At 72.7% G+C, this 18,410-nt stretch carries 14 protein-coding genes; 10 read left to right on the forward strand and 4 right to left on the reverse strand.

Features of this window, described 5'->3' with window-relative positions; translation table 11 throughout:
* Positions 1–226: 226 nt before the first annotated feature.
* The 4 genes from ACH4TP_RS27130 to ACH4TP_RS27145 form a co-directional block, all read right to left on the reverse strand.
* On the reverse strand, positions 227–2,626 hold the full coding sequence (locus ACH4TP_RS27130) for a DUF3488 and DUF4129 domain-containing transglutaminase family protein (RefSeq protein WP_398439377.1): 2,400 nt from the start codon (positions 2,624–2,626) through the stop codon (positions 227–229).
* Positions 2,623–3,981 (reverse strand): DUF58 domain-containing protein, encoded by a 1,359-nt coding sequence (locus ACH4TP_RS27135; protein ID WP_398439378.1) that lies wholly within the window; start codon positions 3,979–3,981, stop codon positions 2,623–2,625. Before ACH4TP_RS27135 ends, ACH4TP_RS27130 begins: the two co-directional genes overlap by 4 nt.
* Positions 3,981–5,009 carry an AAA family ATPase gene (locus ACH4TP_RS27140; RefSeq protein ID WP_389224062.1) on the reverse strand — a complete coding sequence of 343 codons (1,029 nt, stop codon included), beginning with the start codon at positions 5,007–5,009 and terminating at the stop codon, positions 3,981–3,983. Before ACH4TP_RS27140 ends, ACH4TP_RS27135 begins: the two co-directional genes overlap by 1 nt.
* Before the next feature lie 123 nt (positions 5,010–5,132).
* Entirely contained in the window at positions 5,133–5,672 is a 540-nt protein-coding gene (locus ACH4TP_RS27145; protein ID WP_398177652.1) for a beta-class carbonic anhydrase, read from the reverse strand.
* Between the two features lie 279 nt (positions 5,673–5,951).
* Here ACH4TP_RS27145 and rsmH point away from each other — a divergent pair, with 279 nt between their 5' ends.
* From rsmH to ACH4TP_RS27195, 10 genes are read left to right on the forward strand one after another with little or no spacing between them, the layout of a single operon-like run.
* Positions 5,952–6,908, forward strand: a complete 957-nt coding sequence (gene rsmH, locus ACH4TP_RS27150) for a 16S rRNA (cytosine(1402)-N(4))-methyltransferase RsmH (protein ID WP_389224056.1) — start codon at positions 5,952–5,954, stop codon at positions 6,906–6,908.
* Positions 6,905–7,417: a septum formation initiator family protein gene (locus ACH4TP_RS27155; protein WP_389224053.1), complete on the forward strand. Its 513-nt coding sequence runs from the start codon at positions 6,905–6,907 to the stop codon at positions 7,415–7,417. Before rsmH ends, ACH4TP_RS27155 begins: the two co-directional genes overlap by 4 nt.
* Before the next feature lie 7 nt (positions 7,418–7,424).
* Positions 7,425–9,419, forward strand: a complete 1,995-nt coding sequence (locus tag ACH4TP_RS27160) for a penicillin-binding transpeptidase domain-containing protein (RefSeq protein WP_398439379.1) — start codon at positions 7,425–7,427, stop codon at positions 9,417–9,419.
* 16 nt (positions 9,420–9,435) lie between these two features.
* Positions 9,436–11,109, forward strand: a complete 1,674-nt coding sequence (locus tag ACH4TP_RS27165; RefSeq protein WP_398439380.1) for a UDP-N-acetylmuramoyl-L-alanyl-D-glutamate--2,6-diaminopimelate ligase — start codon at positions 9,436–9,438, stop codon at positions 11,107–11,109.
* A 4-nt stretch (positions 11,110–11,113) separates the two neighbouring features.
* The gene (gene murF, locus ACH4TP_RS27170) at positions 11,114–12,538 is read left to right on the forward strand and encodes a UDP-N-acetylmuramoyl-tripeptide--D-alanyl-D-alanine ligase (RefSeq protein ID WP_398439381.1); all 1,425 of its coding nucleotides are present in this window, start codon (positions 11,114–11,116) and stop codon (positions 12,536–12,538) included.
* Positions 12,535–13,605, forward strand: a complete 1,071-nt coding sequence (gene mraY / locus ACH4TP_RS27175) for a phospho-N-acetylmuramoyl-pentapeptide-transferase (protein WP_389224042.1) — start codon at positions 12,535–12,537, stop codon at positions 13,603–13,605. Before murF ends, mraY begins: the two co-directional genes overlap by 4 nt.
* Complete coding sequence (gene murD / locus ACH4TP_RS27180; RefSeq protein WP_398439382.1) at positions 13,587–15,026, forward strand: UDP-N-acetylmuramoyl-L-alanine--D-glutamate ligase; 1,440 nt, start codon at positions 13,587–13,589, stop codon at positions 15,024–15,026. Before mraY ends, murD begins: the two co-directional genes overlap by 19 nt.
* A gap of 55 nt (positions 15,027–15,081) precedes the next feature.
* The gene (ftsW, locus tag ACH4TP_RS27185) at positions 15,082–16,422 is read left to right on the forward strand and encodes a putative lipid II flippase FtsW (protein ID WP_389224036.1); all 1,341 of its coding nucleotides are present in this window, start codon (positions 15,082–15,084) and stop codon (positions 16,420–16,422) included.
* A 6-nt stretch (positions 16,423–16,428) separates the two neighbouring features.
* Positions 16,429–17,514, forward strand: coding sequence for an undecaprenyldiphospho-muramoylpentapeptide beta-N-acetylglucosaminyltransferase (murG, locus tag ACH4TP_RS27190; RefSeq protein WP_041128780.1), 1,086 nt, complete (start codon positions 16,429–16,431; stop codon positions 17,512–17,514).
* 26 nt (positions 17,515–17,540) lie between these two features.
* Positions 17,541–18,338, forward strand: coding sequence for a cell division protein FtsQ/DivIB (locus ACH4TP_RS27195; RefSeq protein WP_398439383.1), 798 nt, complete (start codon positions 17,541–17,543; stop codon positions 18,336–18,338).
* The last annotated feature ends 72 nt before the right edge of the window (positions 18,339–18,410 follow it).

The following is an 18,410-nucleotide window of genomic DNA, read 5'->3' on the forward strand; positions in this document are numbered from 1 at the left end:
GCTCGGAAGCCTCTGGCGCCGGCAGGGCGCGGGTCCGTTGTGCCCACCCGTTCCGCCCCGGCGGAACGATTGCCCACAACGGGGGCCGTTGAGGGTGGGCACCGCCCCAGCGGAACGATTGCCCACAACGGCGGCGCAGCCCGCACCGCCCCAGCGGGACGATTGCCCACAACGGGGGCGGCGGCGGGGGCACCGCCCTAGCGGGATCAGCGCCCACAACGGGGGGTCAGTTTGCCTCGTGGGAGGAGCGGCGGAAGAGGGTTGTGGTGCGGGTGGTGGCGGTGTGGCGGAGGGTGGACCAGCGGGTGGTGGTGGAGGACCAGCGGGCGGAGGCGGCCCAGCGGAGGCGGGCCGCCGAGCGGGGGGCGAGGAGGGCGCGGAGGCGGGCGCGGGGAGCGGCGGCCGCGTGGAAGCCCGCACGGACCCGCGCGGCCTCGGAGGCCAGGTCCGCGACGGGCCGCGGCCGGGGCGCGTACAGCACCTCCTCCACCGCCCGCGCCACCCGGTGCACCGCGTCGGCGGACTCGCCGCGCAGCTCGCCGAGGCGGACGATCCGCGCCGCGGACTTCCTCGGGGTGAGGGAGTCGTCCGGCTCGACCCCGTAGTCCCAGGCCGTGTCGTTGATCTCCTGCCAGACCGAGAGCGCGGCGCCGTCCGGGCCGAGCCGCCGGGCCCGTACCCGCCTGCGCCAGAGCAGGGGGAGGAAGGGGAGGGAGAGGAGCAGTACGGCCGCCAGGGACAGCAGGAGGACCGTCCGGAGGTCCGGGCCCGAGTCGTCCGAGGACGCGCCCGCCGTCGCCGCGTCCGGCCCGCAGTCGCCGAGCTTCTTCATCTGCGGGGTGCAGCTCTCCGGGGCGGTCGGCGCGGCGGACGGCTGCGCCGAGGCGCTCGGCTGCGGCTGCGCGGGCCCGGTGGCCGTGCCCGAGGGCGTGGTCTCCCGGGTGTACGAGGGGGTGGAGCCCCGCGAGGGGGTCGGCTCGAACCGCGTCCACCCGGCGCCTTCGAAGTACAGCTCGGGCCAGGCGTGCGCGTCCCGGATGCCGACGGAGACCGATCCGTCGGTCTGCGTGGTGCCTGGCATGAAGCCCACGGCCACCCGCGCCGGGATGCCGAGCGAGCGGGCCATCGCCGCCATGGAGAAGGAGAAGTGGACGCAGAAGCCCTCCTTGTCCTTCAGGAAGCGGGAGATCGCCTGCACCCCGGTGCCGGACTCCACGTCGACGTCGTAGCGGAAGCCGCCGTCCCGGGCGAACCAGTCCTGGAGCTTCACCGCCTTCTCGTAGTCGTTCCGCGCGCCCTTGGTGACGGTCAGGGCCGTCGCCCGCACGTCGGCCGGCAGCGACGCGGGCACCTTGGTGTACTCGCGGCGCAGCTTCTCCGGGGCGGGCTGGGCGCCGGCCAGCTGCTCGGCCGTCGGCTGCACGTCCAGGCTGGCGACCTGGTAGCGGGCGCCCCGGGTGGTCTGCTTGTCGTCGCCGACGAGCATCCGGCCGGCCGGCTCGTACCGCCAGCGTCCGCCGATGTCGACCCGGCCGGCCGGGTACGGCATGGGCAGCCACTTCTGCTCGTACGCGTCGGAGGCGACGAAGTTGCTGGTCACCTCGGTGGTCCGGACGCTCTGGGAGAGGCCGTCCGGCCAGGGCAGCCGCGGGGGGACGTCCTCGATCGGGCGGACCGAGGACTTCCACGAGGTGCCGTCGAACTGGTCGAGCGCGACGAGCCGCAGGTACATGCCGCTGGTGTCCCGGGCGTTGGTCCGGTAGCGCAGGACCTCCCGGTCCTCCGGCTGGCGCAGGTTGTTCTGGAGGGAGACCAGCGGGTTCACCGCGGAGATCGTGCCGCCCTTGCCGGCGCCCCCGCCGCCCTCTCCGCCGCCGCCGAAGACCCCGCCGGAGAAGCCGGGCAGCGCGAACGGCACGACCAGCGCGACGCCCATGGCGACGGCGCCGATCCGGCGGCCGGTGCGGGCCGGGGCGAAGGCGGTGCCGCCGCCCGCGGCGACGGCGGAGCCGGGTCGGCCGGAGCGCTGGGCGCCGCCGAAGACCCGCCCCCACTGGGAGAGCCGGTCGCGGCCCTCGGCGAGGAGCAGCAGCAGGTAGCCGGAGGCCGCGAGGAGGAACCAGAGCCAGCCGGCGCCGCCGCCGGAGAGGCCGGCGGCCACGGAGTACAGGGCGAGCAGCGGCAGGCCGGCCGGGGCCGCCTTGCGGAAGGTGACCGCGAGGCCGTCCACCAGGAGTCCGATCGCGACGACGCCGCCGACCAGCATGAGCCGGATGCCCTCGGTGTCGGGCGCGGGGATCGCGTACCGGCCGACGTCCTCGGCGCCCGCCCGGAACAGCTCGGCGGCGTGGACGAAGACCGACGGACCCGGCACGAGCCAGAGGAGGGCCTGCTCGCGGGCGAAGAGCACGGTCAGCGCGAGCAGCGCGGTGACGGTCTGGGCGAGCAGCGTCAGCGGCCGGGCCAGCGGCACCCGGCGGGCCAGCATGCCCACCCCGCTGACCAGGGCGAGGACGAAGGCCGCCGAGAAGATCCAGGTCGCCGGCTTCACCAGGGGGAGCAGCGCCCCGGCCGCCATCAGGGTGGCGCCCCAGGAAGCGAGCGTCAGCCGTGTGCGGCCGCTCATGACCATCCTCCGTAGGTGTCGGCGGCGGCGGTCTCCGGACGGAGCCCGGCCGCCTGCTGCCACAGGTCGGCGAGGGAGGCGCCGGGCGGTACGGCCAGGGCCGTCCAGCCCGCCTCCCGCAGCTGCCGCACCCGGTCCTCGACCGCTCCGGCGACCGCGCCGCCGGTGAGCCAGGTGCCGGAGTCCAGGACGAAGGCGACGGCCGCGCCGGACCGCCCGCGCATCCGGGCGGCGAGGGCCGCCTGCTCCTCGTCGAGGTCGCCGAGGAAGGCGATGAGGAGTCCGTCGCCGCCGCCGCGCAGCACGTCGGAGGCGCGGGAGAGCCCGCCCCCCTCGGAGTGGTCGACGACCGCGAGGGTGTCCATCATCAGACCGGCCGCCTCGGCCGAGTCCTGGGCCGAGCCGGCGAAGCCCTCGGCGCCCTCGCCGGGGATCGCGCTGCCGGTGTCGGTGAGCAGCCGGACCGCGTAGCCGCGCTCCAGCATGTGGACGAGGGCGGAGGCGGTGCCGGAGACCGCCCATTCGAAGGCGGAGTCGGGGCCCGCGCCCTGGAAGGCGATCCGGCGGGTGTCGAGGAGGACGGTGCAGCGGGCCCGCTGGGGCAGTTCCTCGCGGCGGACCATCAGCTCGCCGTAGCGGGCGGTGGAGCGCCAGTGGACCCGGCGCAGGTCGTCGCCGTGCCGGTAGGTGCGGGGGATGACGTCGTCGTCGTCGCCGGCCAGCGCGAGGGAGCGGGACTGCCCGTCCCCGTACCCCGAGGCCTCGCCGAAGAGCTTGACCGGCGGGAGGGCCTCGGTGCGGGGCACGACGGTGAGGGTGTCGTACGCGCTGAAGGAGCGGGTCAGCTCGCACATCCCGAAGGGGTCGTTGAGCCGGAGCTGGAGCGGGCCCAGCGGGAAGCGGCCGCGCAGGTCGGAGCGGACCCGGTAGGACACCTCGCGCCGCCCGCCGGCCTCGACCCGGTCGAGGACGAAGCGGGGGCGGGGTCCCAGCATGTACGGCACGTGGTCCTGGAGCATCAGGAGGCCGGTGGGGAGCTTGGAGACGTTCTCCATCCGCAGCTGGACCCGGGCCTCGGTGCCGGTCTCCACCCGCTGGGGGGTGAGGCGGCGGGAGGCGGCGACCCGGTAGCGGGTCCGGTGCAGCACGAGGACGCAGATCAGCGGGAGGGCGGCGAGCAGCAGCCCGACGCGCAGCAGGTCGGCCTGGCCGAGGACGTACGCGCAGGCGGCGGCGGCCACCCCCGCGGCGAGGAAGGAGCGGCCGCGGGTGGTCAGACCGCCGAGGGCGGCCCGCAGCCCGCCCCGGTCGTCCTCGTCGCCCCGCTGTCCGTCCGGAACGGCGGCGCCATCCATCACAGCCGCCGGGCGCCGGGCTGCTGGCCGTAGAGCGGTCCGGCGGACGGTCCGGCGGACGGTCCCGAGGCCGGGACGGGGGTGCGCTGGAGGATCTCCTGGACGACCTGCTCGGCGGTGCGCCGGTTCAGCTGGGCCTGTGCCGTCGGCAGCAGCCGGTGGGCGAGGACGGGTGCGGCGAGGGCCTGGAGGTCGTCCGGCAGGACGTACTCGCGGCCGCTGAGCGCCGCGGAGGCCTTGGCGGCCCGCACGAGGTGGAGCGTGGCCCGGGGGGAGGCGCCGAGCCGCAGGTCGGGGTGGGTGCGGGTGGCGGCGACGAGGTCGACCGCGTACCGGCGCACCGCGTCGGCGACGTGGACCGTGCGCACGGCGTCGATCAGCTTGAGGACGTCGTGGGCGTGCGCGACCGGCTGGAGGTCGTCGAGCGGGGAGACCGAGCCGTGCACGTCGAGCATCTGGAGCTCGGCCTCGGCGCTGGGGTAGCCCATGGAGACGCGGGCCATGAAGCGGTCGCGCTGGGCCTCGGGCAGCGGGTAGGTGCCCTCCATCTCGACCGGGTTCTGGGTGGCGACGACCATGAACGGGCTGGGCAGCTCGTACGTCTGGCCGTCGACCGTGACCTGGCGCTCCTCCATGGACTCCAGGAGCGCGGACTGGGTCTTCGGCGAGGCGCGGTTGATCTCGTCGCCGATCACGATCTGGGCGAAGATCGCGCCCGGCTTGAACTCGAAGTCCCGGCGCTGCTGGTCGAAGATCGACACGCCGGTGACGTCCGAGGGCAGCAGGTCGGGGGTGAACTGGATCCGGCGCACCGAGCAGTCGATGGACCGGGCCAGCGTCTTGGCCAGCATGGTCTTGCCGACGCCGGGGACGTCCTCGATGAGGAGGTGCCCCTCGGCGAGCAGCACGGTCAGCGAAAGCCGTACGACCTCGGGCTTGCCCTCGATCACGCTCTCCACCGACCTGCGGACCCGCTCCGCAGTGGTGGTCAGATCAGCGAGGCTCGCTCGATCGTCATAGGTCGTCACCCCGGCCCTCCTCGGCCTTTCGGAACTGTCGTCCGAGCATTGTTGTTGCCGTGGCCGGGCCTGTCACTTGCAAGCGGACAAGTGAAGGGGAAATGCCAGAGTTTGACGGTTTAAGTTGCCGCTTCAGGCAGGGTCGATCTCGCGCAGCAGGCCCGTCGTCACGTCGAAGACGAAGCCCCGCACGTCGTCGGCGTGCAGCAGGAAGGGGGAGGTCCGGACCCGCTGCATCGACTGCCGGACGTCCTGGTCGACGTCGCGGAAGGCCTCGACCGCCCAGGCCGGGCGCTGGCCGACCTCGTCCTCCAGCTCGTGCCGGAAGTCCTCGGTGAGGGATTCGAGACCGCAGTTCGTGTGGTGCACCAGCATCACGCTGCGGGTGCCCAGGGCGCGCTGGCTGATGGTGAGCGACCGGATCACGTCGTCGGTGACCACGCCGCCGGCGTTGCGGATGGTGTGGCAGTCGCCCAGTTCGAGGCCGAGGGCCGCGTGCAGGTCGAGACGGGCGTCCATGCAGGCGACGACGGCGACGCGCAGCACGGGCCGCGCGTCCATTCCGGGGTCGGTGAAGTCGGCGGCGTAACGTGCGTTGGCCTCGACGAGACGGTCGGTGACCGTCGGGCCGGTGCGTATGGCGTCGGCGGAGGGGTGCGCGGAGGTCGACATGGTTCCGACGGTAATGGCCACCCCCCTTTCCGGCCCGCTGTGAGATGGGGACAAAGAACGTCATTGAGTCTTGTTGTGAGCTAATCCACAGGTGGCGCTCCCCGGGCCGCGCGGCGCGCCAGTCGGTTGATTGACCGGCGCGTCCCGTGGACTAAAGTGACGCGGAGTTCACGGAGACAACGAGCGGTATCCGCGGTTTCTCCCCCCGTGTGTGCGGCGGTACCTACGGCTCGGCCTCTCCCGCGGTACGTGCCTCCGCGCCGGCTCTGAGAGGGCGCATTGAGCAACGACCGACACGTCCCGGTGATGCTCCAGCGGTGCCTGGACATGTTGGCCCCCGCCCTGGAGCACCCCGGAGCGGTCGTCGTCGACTGCACCCTGGGCCTCGGCGGCCACAGCGAGGCCCTGCTCGAACGGTTCCCCGAGGTGCGGCTCGTCGCCCTCGACCGCGACAAGGAGGCCCTGCGGCTCTCCGGCGAGCGGCTCGCCCCGTACGGGGACCGGGCCACCCTCGTCCACGCCGTGTACGACGAGCTGCCCGAGGTCCTCGACCGGCTCGGCATCCCCGAGGTGGACGGCGTCCTCTTCGACCTGGGCGTCTCCTCCATGCAGCTGGACGAGGCCGACCGCGGCTTCGCCTACGCCCAGGACGCCCCGCTCGACATGCGCATGGACCAGACGACCGGCATCAGCGCGGCCGAGGTCCTCAACACCTACCCGGCGGGCGAGCTGGTCCGGATCCTGCGCGCCTACGGCGAGGAGAAGCAGGCCAAGCGGATCGTCTCCGCGATCGTGCGCGAGCGCGAGAAGGAGCCGTTCACCAACAGCGCCCGGCTCGTCGAGCTCATCCGCGACTCCCTGCCCCAGGCCGCCAAGCGCACCGGCGGCAACCCGGCCAAGCGGACCTTCCAGGCCCTGCGCATCGAGGTCAACCGCGAGCTCGAAGCCGTCGAGAACGCGATCCCGGCGGCCGTGAAGGCCCTCGCCGTCGGCGGACGGGTCGTCGTCCTCTCGTACCAGTCCCTGGAGGACCGGATCGTCAAGGCCGTCTTCGCGGCCGGCGCGGCGACCACCGCCCCGCCCGGGCTGCCGGTCGTCCCCGAGAAGTACCAGCCCCGGCTGAAGCTGCTCACCCGGGGCGCGGAGCTGCCCACCGAGGAGGAGGTCGCCGAGAACCGGCGCGCCGCCCCCGCCCGGCTCCGAGGCGTCGAGCGCATCCGGAAAGACGTCCCGTGAGCGCGGCGAAGGGGCCCCTCAAAGGGCGGGCCGCGCGGCTCGGACGGCTCATGCCGTCGGGGCCCAGCTCGGCCGCCCGCACCCCCTTCGTCCTGCTCGTCGTCGTCCTGCTCGGCGGCGGGCTGATCAGCCTGCTCCTGCTGAACTCGGCCCTCAACCAGGGCTCCTTCCAGCTGAACGAGCTCAAGAACAAGACCACCGAGCTCACCGACGAGGAGCAGGCGCTCCAGCGGGACGTCGACGACTACGCGGCCCCCGACGCCCTGGAGCGCCGGGCCCGCCAGCTCGGCATGGTCCCGGGCGGCAGCCCCGCCTTCCTCGGCCCCGACGGCAAGGTCCTGGGCGAACCCTCGGTCGCGGTCGCCCCCAAGCCGACCCCGAAGCCCAGGCCGAAGCCCCCGAAGCCGTCGGCGAGCGCCGCCACGTCCACGAACACCGGCACTGCTCCCACCGGTACCGGGCAGGCGCCGTCGGCGCCCGCGACCACTCCGACTACCTCCGGCAGGTGACCGAGCAGTGCCCTCCCAGGAGCCCCCGCGCCGTCGCGTCCCCGGTCCCGCCGGGCCCGCACGTCCCCGGCCCGCCTCCGCCGGAGCCCGCACGCCCGGAGCCCGCCCGTCCCGCCCCGCGCCGCGCCCGGCGGCTAAGCGGACCGCGCCGAGGCCCCCGGCCCGGCAGCCCCGCACGATCCGGCTCGGCAAGCCGCGGCCCCGGCTGCGCCTGATCGCCCTCGGGCTGACGCTCGTCATGCTGGTCTTCGTGGTCCGGCTGCTCCAGGTCCAGGCCGTCGACGCCGGCGCGTACGCCGCGAAGGCCGACAAGTACCGCTTCCAGGAGTACACGCTCTCCGCCGAGCGGGGCGAGATCACCGACCGCAACGGCATCGCGCTCGCCGACAGCGTCGACGCGTACGACATCACCGCCGACCCCAAGCTCTTCACCCCCGAGGAGGCGAAGGTCCCCGACGCCCCCGAGCAGGCGGCCGCCCTCCTCGCCCCGATCCTCGGCAAGGAGCCCGCCGAGCTCGCGAAGAAGCTCCGTACCCCCAAGTCCCGCTACACCCTGCTCGCCCGCAAGCGGACCCCGCAGGTCTGGAACCAGATCAAGGACCTCAAGAAGGTCTACGGGCAGAAGGCCCAGGCCGTCGGCGGCAACGGGGTCAACCTGCTCGGCGGCATCCTCAGCGAGCCCAGCACCAAGCGCGTGTACCCGAACGGCGGGCTGGCCGCCGGGATACTGGGGTACGTCAACGCCGAGGGCCGCGGCGCCGGCGGCCTGGAGGCCATGCTCGACGCGGAGCTCGCCGGCAAGGACGGCAAGATCCGCTTCACCCAGTCCGGCGGCCGCCAGGTGCCGACCGCGGGCTCCCAGGGCACCCCCGCCGTCCCCGGCTCCGACATCGAGCTGACCATCGACCGGGACATCCAGTGGGCCGCCCAGCAGGCCATCACCGAGCAGGTGCGGAAGTCGAAGGCCGACCGGGGCTACGTCGTCGTGCAGAACACGAGGACCGGCGAGGTCCTGGCCATGGCCAACGCCCCCGGCTTCGACCCCAACGACCTCTCGGCCGCCAACGCGGCCGCCATGGGCAACGCCGCCCTCCAGGACGCCTACGAGCCCGGCTCCACCGCCAAGGTCATGTCCATGGCCGCCGTCCTGGAGGAGGGCAAGGCGGCCCCCGACACCCACGTCACCGTCCCCAACCGGCTCCACCGCGGCGACCGGCTCTTCAAGGACGACGTCGACCACATCACCTGGTACCTGACGCTCAACGGCGTCCTCGCCAAGTCCAGCAACATCGGCACCATCCTCGCCACCGGCCAGCTCGGCAAGGACCAGGCCGAGGTCAACCGGGTCCTCCACTTCTACCTGCGCAAGTTCGGCATCGGCAGCCCCACCGGCCTGAACTTCCCCGGCGAGACCCCCGGCATCCTCGCCAAGCCCCAGGACTGGTCCACCTCGCAGCAGTACACGATCCCCTTCGGGCAGGGCCTCTCCGTCAGCGCCATGCAGGCCGCCTCCGTGTACTCGACCATCGCCAACGGAGGCGTACGGATCGAACCCACCCTCGTGCGCGGCACCAAGGGCCCCGACGGGCGCTTCACGGCGGCCCCCGCGCCCAAGGAGTCCCGGGTCGTCAGCGAGAAGACCGCCAAGGCCCTCTCCCGGATGCTGGAGTCCGTCGTCAAGGACCGGGAGGGCACCGGCACCAAGGCCGCCATCCCCGGCTACCGCGTCGCGGGCAAGACCGGCACCGCCAACCGCGTCGACCCCGAGCTCGGCTACTACAAGGGGTACACCGCCTCCTTCGCCGGCTTCGCCCCCGCCGACGACCCGGAGATCACCGTCTACTGCGCCATCCAGAACCCCACCAAGGGCAGCTACTTCGGCGGCCAGATCTGCGGGCCCATCTACAAGAAGGTCATGGAGTTCGCCCTCAAGACCCTCCACGTCGCCCCCACGGGCACCGCCCCCGCCCGACTGCCGGTCGACTTCGAACCCACCCCGTGACACTCCGGGAGCACCAGTGACAACGATCACCCCACATTCCGGGAACCGGAAATCGAACTCCGGCGAGGCCCCGGGCTCTTTTGGCCCCGCACAGGGTGCGCCCGGTACGCTCACCGCCGTGCCACACGCTGATCAGTACCGAAACGCCCCACCCCGGCCGGAGCAGGCCCGCCCGACACCCCTGGGCGACCTGGCCGCACAGCTCGGGGCCGACGTCTCCGAGACCGCCGAGATCTCGGGCATCACGCACGACTCGCGGGCCGTGCGCCCCGGGGACCTGTACGCGGCCCTGCCCGGCGCCCGCCTCCACGGCGCCGACTTCGTCGCCCAGGCCGCCGGACTCGGCGCCGCCGCGATCCTCACCGACCCGACGGGCGCCGAGCGCGCCGCCGCGACCGGTCTCCCGGTCCTCGTCGTGGAGGACCCGCGCGGCCGGATGGGCGAACTCGCCGCCCGGATCTACGGGCGCCCCGGCGAGGACCTCCTGCAGATCGGCATCACCGGCACCTCCGGCAAGACCACCACCGCCTACCTCGTAGAGGGGGGCCTGCGCGGCTCCGGGCGGAAGACCGGCCTCGTCGGCACGGTCGAGATGCGGATCGGCGACGAGCGCATCAAGTCCGAGCGCACCACCCCCGAGGCCACCGACCTCCAGGCGCTCTTCGCCGTCATGCGCGAGCGGGGCGTCGAGGCCGTCGCGATGGAGGTCTCCAGCCACGCCCTCGTGCTCGGCCGGGTCGACGGCTGCGTCTTCGACGTCGCCGTCTTCAACAACCTCAGCCCGGAGCACATGGAGTTCCACTCCGACATGGAGGACTACTTCCGGGCCAAGGCCGCGCTCTTCACGCCCGAGCGCAGCCGCCTGGGCGTGGTCAACGCCGACGACGCGTACGGCCGCAGGCTCGCGAAGGAGGCGACCGTCCCGGTCGTCACCTTCTCCGCCGAGGGCCGCGCGGACGCCGACTGGCGCGCCGAGGACCTCGTCCTCGGCTCCCACGACTCGACGTTCACCGCCGTCGGCCCCGAGGGCGAGCGGATCTCCGCCACCGCCCCGCTGCCCGGCCCGTTCAACGTCGCCAACACCCTCGCCGCGATCGCCACCCTCGCCGCCGCAGGCCTGGACCCGAAGGCCGCCGCCGAGGGCGTCGCGGCCGTCCCCGGCGTCCCGGGCCGCCTGGAGCGGGTCGAGGCGGGTCAGCCGTACCTCGCGGTCGTCGACTACGCGCACAAGACGGACGCCGTCGAATCGGTCCTGCGCTCCCTGCGCGAGGTCACCGAGGGCCGGCTGCACGTGGTCATCGGCTGCGGCGGCGACCGGGACACCACCAAGCGCGGCCCGATGGGCGCCGCCGCCGCCCGGCTCGCCGACACCGCCGTCCTGACCTCCGACAACCCCCGCTCCGAGGACCCCCTCGCGATCCTCACCGCCATGCTCGCGGGCGCCGCCGAGGTGCCCGCGGGGGAGCGCGGCGCCGTCCTGGTCGAACCCGACCGGGCCGCCGCCATCGCCGCCGCCGTCGCCCGCGCGCGGCCCGGCGACACCGTCCTGGTCGCCGGCAAGGGCCACGAGCAGGGCCAGGAGATCGCCGGGGTCGTACGCCCCTTCGACGACCGCCAGGTCCTGCGCGAGGCGATTCTCAGCCAGCAGAGCCAGCAGGACGCACACCGTCACGAGAACAGTCAGGGATGAAGCAGTGATCGCCCTCTCCCTCGCCGAGATCGCCGAAATCGTCGGCGGGCAGGCGCACGACATACCGGATCCGGCCGCCCGGATCACCGGGCCCGTCGTCATCGACTCCCGCGAGGTGCGGGCCGGCAGCCTCTTCGCGGCCTTCGCCGGTGAGCACGTCGACGGCCACGACTACGCGGAGCGCGCCGTCGAGGCGGGAGCGGTGGCCGTGCTCGCCGCCCGCCCCGTCGGCGTCCCCGCCATCGTCGTCGACGACGTCCAGACCGCGCTGGGGGCCCTCGCCCGCGCGGTCGTGGAACGGCTCGGCACCGATGTCGTCGCCCTCACCGGCTCGGCCGGCAAGACCTCCACCAAGGACCTGATCGCCCAGGTCCTCGACCGGCACGCGCCCACCGTGTGGACGCCCGGCTCGCTCAACAACGAGATCGGCCTGCCGCTCACCGCGCTCCGCGCGAGCGACGAGACCCGGCACCTGGTCCTGGAGATGGGCGCCCGCGGCATCGGGCACATCCGCTACCTCGCCGGCCTCACCCCGCCCCGCATCGGCCTCGTCCTCAACGTGGGCACCGCCCACATCGGCGAGTTCGGCGGCCGGGAGCAGATCGCCGAGGCGAAGGGCGAGCTCGTCGAGTCCCTGCCGCCCGCCGAGGAGGGCGGGATCGCGGTCCTCAACGCCGACGATCCGCTCGTCCGCGCCATGGCGAGCCGCACCAAGGCCCGCGTGACCCTGTTCGGAGAAGCGGACGAAGCGGCCGTACGGGCCGAGAACGTCCGCCTCACAGAGACCGGACAGCCTTCTTTCAGGCTTCACACACCCACCGGGTGCAGTGACGTGACCTTGCGCCTGTACGGTGAGCACCACGTGTCGAACGCGCTCGCAGCGGCCGCCGTCGCGCACGAGCTGGGCATGCCAGTCGAAGAGATCGCCACCGCGCTCTCCGAGGCGGGCTCCCTGTCGCGCTGGCGCATGGAGGTCACCGAGCGTCCGGACGGCGTGACGATCGTCAACGACGCCTACAACGCGAACCCCGAGTCCATGCGAGCCGCCCTGCGCGCGCTCGCGGCCATGGGCAGGGCCGCACAGGCCCGAGGGGCTCGTACGTGGGCGGTGCTCGGCAAGATGGCCGAGCTCGGTGACGCATCGCTCGTCGAGCACGACGCGGTCGGACGGCTCGCCGTCCGGCTCAACGTCAGCAAGCTCGTCGCGGTCGGGGACAGGGAAGCGTCCTGGCTGCAACTGGGCGCATATAACGAGGGTTCGTGGGGTGAGGAGTCGGTGCACGTGTCCGACGCGCAGGCGGCTGTCGACCTGTTGCGCAGGGAGCTGCGTCCGGGGGACGTCGTCCTTGTGAAGGCTTCCAGGTCGGTCGGTCTCGAACAGGTCGCGCTGGCGCTCCTCGACACCGAGGGCGAGGTCACCGGCCGATGAGGCAGATCCTCTTCGCGGGGGCCATCGGGCTCTTCCTGACCCTGATCGGCACGCCGCTGCTGATCAAGCTCCTTGCCCGCAAGGGGTACGGGCAGTTCATCCGTGACGACGGCCCGCGCGGTCACGCCGGGAAGAAGGGCACGCCCACCATGGGCGGCATCTCCTTCATCCTGGCCACGCTCATCGCGTACGCGCTGGCCAAGGTCATCACCGGTGAGGACCCGACGTACTCGGGCGTCCTGGTGCTGTTCCTCATGGCCGGCATGGGCCTGGTCGGCTTCCTCGACGACTACATCAAGATCGTCAAGCAGCGTTCGCTCGGCCTGCGCGCCAAGGCGAAGATGGCCGGACAGCTGATCGTGGGCATCGCCTTCGCGGTGCTCGCGCTCCAGTTCTCCGACTCGCGCGGACTCACCCCGGCCTCCGAGAAGCTCTCCTTCATCACGGACTTCGGCTGGACCATCGGCCCGGTGCTCTTCGTGGTCTGGGCGCTCTTCATGATCCTGGCCATGTCCAACGGCGTGAACCTGACGGACGGCCTGGACGGCCTGGCCACCGGCGCCTCCGTGATGGTCTTCGGCGCGTACACCTTCATCGGGCTCTGGCAGTTCCAGGAGTCCTGCGCCAACGCGGTGACGCTGACCAACCCCAACGCCTGCTTCGAGGTCCGTGATCCGCTCGACCTCGCGGTCGTGGCCTCCGCGCTGATGGGCGCCTGCTTCGGCTTCCTCTGGTGGAACACCTCACCTGCCAAGATCTTCATGGGTGACACCGGCTCGCTCGCCCTCGGCGGCGCCCTCGCCGGTCTCGCCATCTGCTCCCGTACGGAGCTCCTCATCGCGCTGCTCGGCGGCCTGTTCGTGCTGATCACCATGTCCGTGGTCATCCAGGTCGGCTCGTTCAAGCTCACCGGCAAGCGCGTCTTCCGGATGGCCCCCCTCCAGCACCACTTCGAACTCAAGGGGTGGTCCGAGGTCCTGGTCGTCGTCCGGTTCTGGATCATCCAGGGCATGTGCGTGATCGTGGGCCTGGGCCTCTTCTACGCGGGATGGGCAGCGGACAAGTGACAGAACAGCTCGACTGGAACGGCAAGAAGGTCACCGTCGCGGGGCTCGGGGTCTCCGGGATCCCGGCCGCCCGCGTCCTGCACGCCCGCGGCGCGCTCGTGACGGTCGTCAACGACGGCGACGACGAGCGCTCCCGGGCCCAGGCCGCCGAGCTGGAGGCGGAGGGCATCACCGTCCGCCTCGGCGACGGGGCGACCCTGCCGGCCGGCACCGAGCTGATCGTCACCGCCCCCGGCTGGCGGCCCGACAAGCCCCTCTTCGCGGCCGCCGCCGAGGCGGGCGTGGAGGTCTGGGGAGACGTCGAGCTGGCCTGGCGGCTCCGGGGCCCCGACGCGGCCCCCTGGCTCGCGGTCACCGGCACCAACGGCAAGACCACGACCGTGCGGATGCTCGCCTCCATCCTGGAGGCGGCCGGCCTGCGGACCGCCGCCGTCGGGAACATCGGCGTCTCGCTCCTCGACGCCGTCCTCGGCGAGCAGGAGTACGACGTGCTCGCCGTCGAGCTCTCCAGCTACCAGCTGCACTGGGCGCCCTCCGTCCGCGCCCACTCGGCCGCCGTGCTCAACCTGGCGCCCGACCACCTCGACTGGCACGGCACCATGGAGGCGTACGCCGCCGACAAGGGCCGCGTCTACGAGGGCAACAAGATCGCCTGCGTCTACAACGTCGCCGACCAGGTGACGGAGGACCTGGTGCGCGAGGCCGACGTCGAGGAGGGCTGCCGCGCCATCGGCTTCACCCTCGGCACCCCCGGCCCCTCCCAGCTCGGCGTCGTCGAGGGCATCCTCGTCGACCGGGCCTTCGTCGAGAACCGGCAGAAGAACGCCCAGGAGCTCGCCGAGGTCGCCGACGTCCAGCCGCCGGCCCCGCACAACATCGCCAACGCCCTCGCCGCCGCCGCCCTCGCGCGCGCCTTCGGCGTCGAGGCGAAGGCCGTACGGGACGGCCTCAAGGCCTTCCGGCCCGACCCGCACCGCATCGAACTGGTCGAGGAGGTCCAGGGAGTCACGTACGTCGACGACTCCAAGGCCACCAACACCCACGCCGCGGAAGCCTCGTTGGCCGCCTACGACCCGATCGTCTGGATCGCCGGCGGCCTCGCCAAGGGCGCGACCTTCGACGAGCTCGTCCAGAAGTCGGCCAAGCGCCTGCGCGGAGCCGTCCTGATCGGCGCCGACCGCGCCCTGATCCGCGAAGCCCTGGCGCGACACGCCCCGGAGGTCCCGGTGGTGGACCTCGACCGGACCGACACTGGGGCGATGTCCGAGGCGGTCCGCGAAGCGGCCCGGCTCGCCGCCCCGGGGGACACGGTCCTGCTCGCCCCGGCCTGCGCCTCGATGGACATGTTCACGAACTACAACAAGCGGGGCGAGGCCTTCGCGGACGCCGTCCGCGCCCTCGCCGCCACCGGGGACGCCTGACCCGACCAGCAGGAGGGTCCGGCCGGACCGGGCACGACTGGAGGGGACAGCGACCATGCCGAGCAAGATCGCCGGGACACGCCGGCCCTCCGCCGCACGCGGCGGGGGGCGGGCCCCCGCGACCCCGCGGCGGGCGCGCGGCGGAGGCGTACGGGGGCTGTACAGACGGGCGCAGAAGGCCTGGGACAGGCCTCTCACGGCCTACTACGTGATCATCGGCGCCGCACTGCTCATCACCGCGCTCGGCCTCGTGATGGTCTACTCCGCCTCGATGATCACGGCACTCCGCTACGAGCTGGTGCCCTCCTACTTCTTCCGCAAGCAGTTCTTCGCCGCGCTCCTCGGCACCGGACTGCTCCTGGCCGCCTCACGGATGCCCGTGAAGCTGCACCGGGCCCTCGCCTACCCGATCCTGGTCGGCGCGGTCTTCCTGATGGTGCTCGTCCAGGTCCCCGGGATAGGGCGCAACGTCGGCGGCAACCAGAACTGGATCTCGCTGGGCGGCCCGTTCATGCTCCAGCCCAGCGAGTTCGGCAAGCTCGCGCTGATCCTGTGGGGAGCCGATCTGCTCGCCCGCAAACAGGACATGAAGCTGCTCACCCAGTGGAAGCACATGCTGGTGCCGCTGGTCCCCGGCACCTTCATGCTGCTCGGGCTCATCATGCTCGGCGGCGACATGGGCACCGCGATCATCCTCACCGCGATCCTCTTCGGCCTCCTGTGGACCGCCGGAGCGCCCACCCGGCTCTTCGTCGGGGTGCTCGCGGTGGCCGGCGCGATCGGGACGCTGCTCATCAAGACGAGCCCGCACCGGATGGACCGCTTCCAGTGCATCATGGCGTCCGACCCCGGCGGCGAGGGAGCCCCCTGTCTGCAGGCCGCGCACGGAATCTATGCTCTGGCCTCGGGCGGATGGTTCGGTTCCGGACTCGGTGCGAGCGTCGAGAAATGGGGCCAACTCCCTGAGGCCCACACCGACTTCATCTTCGCGGTCACCGGTGAGGAACTGGGTCTCGCGGGGACGCTGTCGGTACTCGCCCTGTTCGCGGCTCTAGGCTATGCGGGTATCCGCGTGGCCGGAGGCACGGAGGACCCCTTCGTGAGGTTCGCCGCGGGAGGTGTGACCACCTGGATCACGGCCCAGGCCGTGGTCAACATCGGTGCGGTGCTCGGCCTGCTGCCGATCGCCGGTGTCCCGCTCCCGCTGTTCTCCTACGGAGGGTCGGCCCTGCTGCCGACCATGTTCGCCGTCGGGCTCCTCATCGCCTTCGCGCGACAGGAACCCGCCGCGAAAGCGGCCCTGGCCATGCGCCGCCCCGGCTGGGGCAAGCGGGCCGGGAAGAGATGGAAGTCGATGCGACGGCGCGTCAAGAAGCGCCCGTCCGGAGAGCGGTGAATTTCGGTGCATGTCGTACTCGCCGGCGGGGGGACCGCCGGCCACATCGAGCCCGCGCTCGCCCTCGCGGACGCCCTGCGCAGGCAGGACCCGAGTGTGGGGATCACGGCGCTCGGCACGGAGAAGGGCCTGGAGACCCGGCTCGTGCCCGAGCGGGGCTACGAGTTGGCGCTCATCCCCGCCGTACCGCTGCCCCGCAAGCCCACCCCCGAGCTGATCACCGTCCCCGGGCGGCTGCGCGGCACGATCAAGGCGGCCGAGCAGGTCCTGGAGCGCACCAAGGCGGACTGCGTGGTCGGCTTCGGCGGCTACGTGGCCCTGCCCGGCTATCTGGCGGCCAAGCGCCTCGGGGTGCCCATCGTGGTCCACGAGGCCAACGCCCGGCCCGGCCTGGCCAACAAGATCGGTTCGCGGTACGCGGCCGGGGTCGCCGTCGCCACCCCGGACTCCAAGCTCCGCAACGCCCGTTACATCGGCATCCCGCTGCGGCACACCATCGCGACCCTCGACCGGGCGCGGGTGCGGCCCGAGGCGCGCGCCGCCTTCGGCCTCGACCCGAACCTGCCGACGCTGCTCGTCTCCGGCGGCTCCCAGGGCGCCCGGCGGCTCAACGAGGTGATCCAGCAGATCGCCCCGGTGCTCCAGCGCTCCGGCATCCAGATCCTGCATGCGGTCGGCCCGAAGAACGAGATGCCGCGCGTCGACAACATGCCCGGGATGCCGCCGTACGTGCCGGTACCGTACGTGGACCGGATGGATCTCGCGTACGCCGCGGCCGACATGATGCTCTGCCGCGCGGGCGCGATGACCGTCGCCGAGCTCTCCGCCGTCGGGCTGCCCGCCGCGTACGTACCGCTGCCCATCGGCAACGGCGAACAGCGGCTCAACGCCCAGCCGGTGGTCAAGGCCGGCGGTGGACTCCTCGTCGACGACGCGGAGCTGACGCCGCAGTGGGTGCAGGGCAACGTCCTGCCCGTTCTGGCCGATCCGCACCGGTTGTACGAGATGTCCCGCGCCGCCGCCGAGTTCGGCCGCCGGGACGCCGACGACCTGCTCGTCGGCATGGTGTACGAGGCGATCGCCGCCCGCTGACGGGCGGCCGAGGCAGGAGGCACCGGGTGGCAGCCGGACCGACGACCGCGGAGAAGAGCGGGACGAGGAAGTCGAAGGGGCCGTCGGAGCGGAAGTCCGGCACGGGCAACCGGAATCGTCGATTCCGCTTGCCCGCCCCCCGGGTGCTCCTCGTGGTGCTCGCTCTCGTCGCGGTCGTGGTCGGCGGGGTCTGGGCGCTCTACGGATCGACCTGGTTCCGTGTAGAACGTGTGAAGACTTCCGGCACCGGGGTGCTGATCCCGGCCGAGGTCGAGGCGGTCGCCGCGGTCCCGATGGGCGCCCCGCTCGTCACCGTCGACACCGACGCGATCGAGGCCCGGCTCCGGCAGCGGCTGCCGCGGATCGAGTCGATCGACGTCGTGCGGTCATGGCCGCACGGAATCGGGCTGAAAGTGACGGAACGGCAGCCCGTTCTCCTGGTTGAAAAGGGCGGAAAGTTCACCGAAGTGGACTCGACGGGCATGCGGTTCGCCACGGTCGACACCGCCCCCCGCGGCGTACCCCGGCTCGTCCTCGACAGCGCCTCCTCGCCGAGTCTCCGCCGTTTCGGCGCGGACCGGTTGCTCCAGGAGGCGGTCCGCGTCCGGGGTGAACTCCCGGCGGAAATCGCCCGGGACACTCGTGTCGTGCGCATCACCTCGTACGACTCCGTCACTCTGGAGCTGACCAGGGGGCGAACGGTCTTCTGGGGCAGTGGTGAGCACGGGCCCGTCAAGGCGCGGGTGCTGACCGCCCTCATGAAGGCCACTCCCAAAGCGGGGCACTTCGACGTAAGTGCCCCCACAGCGCCCGCCTCGTCCTGAAGTTGACGGGCATCTCCGCTGGCCAGCACCCTGGTTGGCCAGCGCTACGGGTGATCACATAGGGTGAAAAGA

This window comes from Streptomyces sp. NPDC021012, assembly GCF_044333355.1.
In the GTDB taxonomy this organism is placed as follows: domain Bacteria; phylum Actinomycetota; class Actinomycetes; order Streptomycetales; family Streptomycetaceae; genus Streptomyces.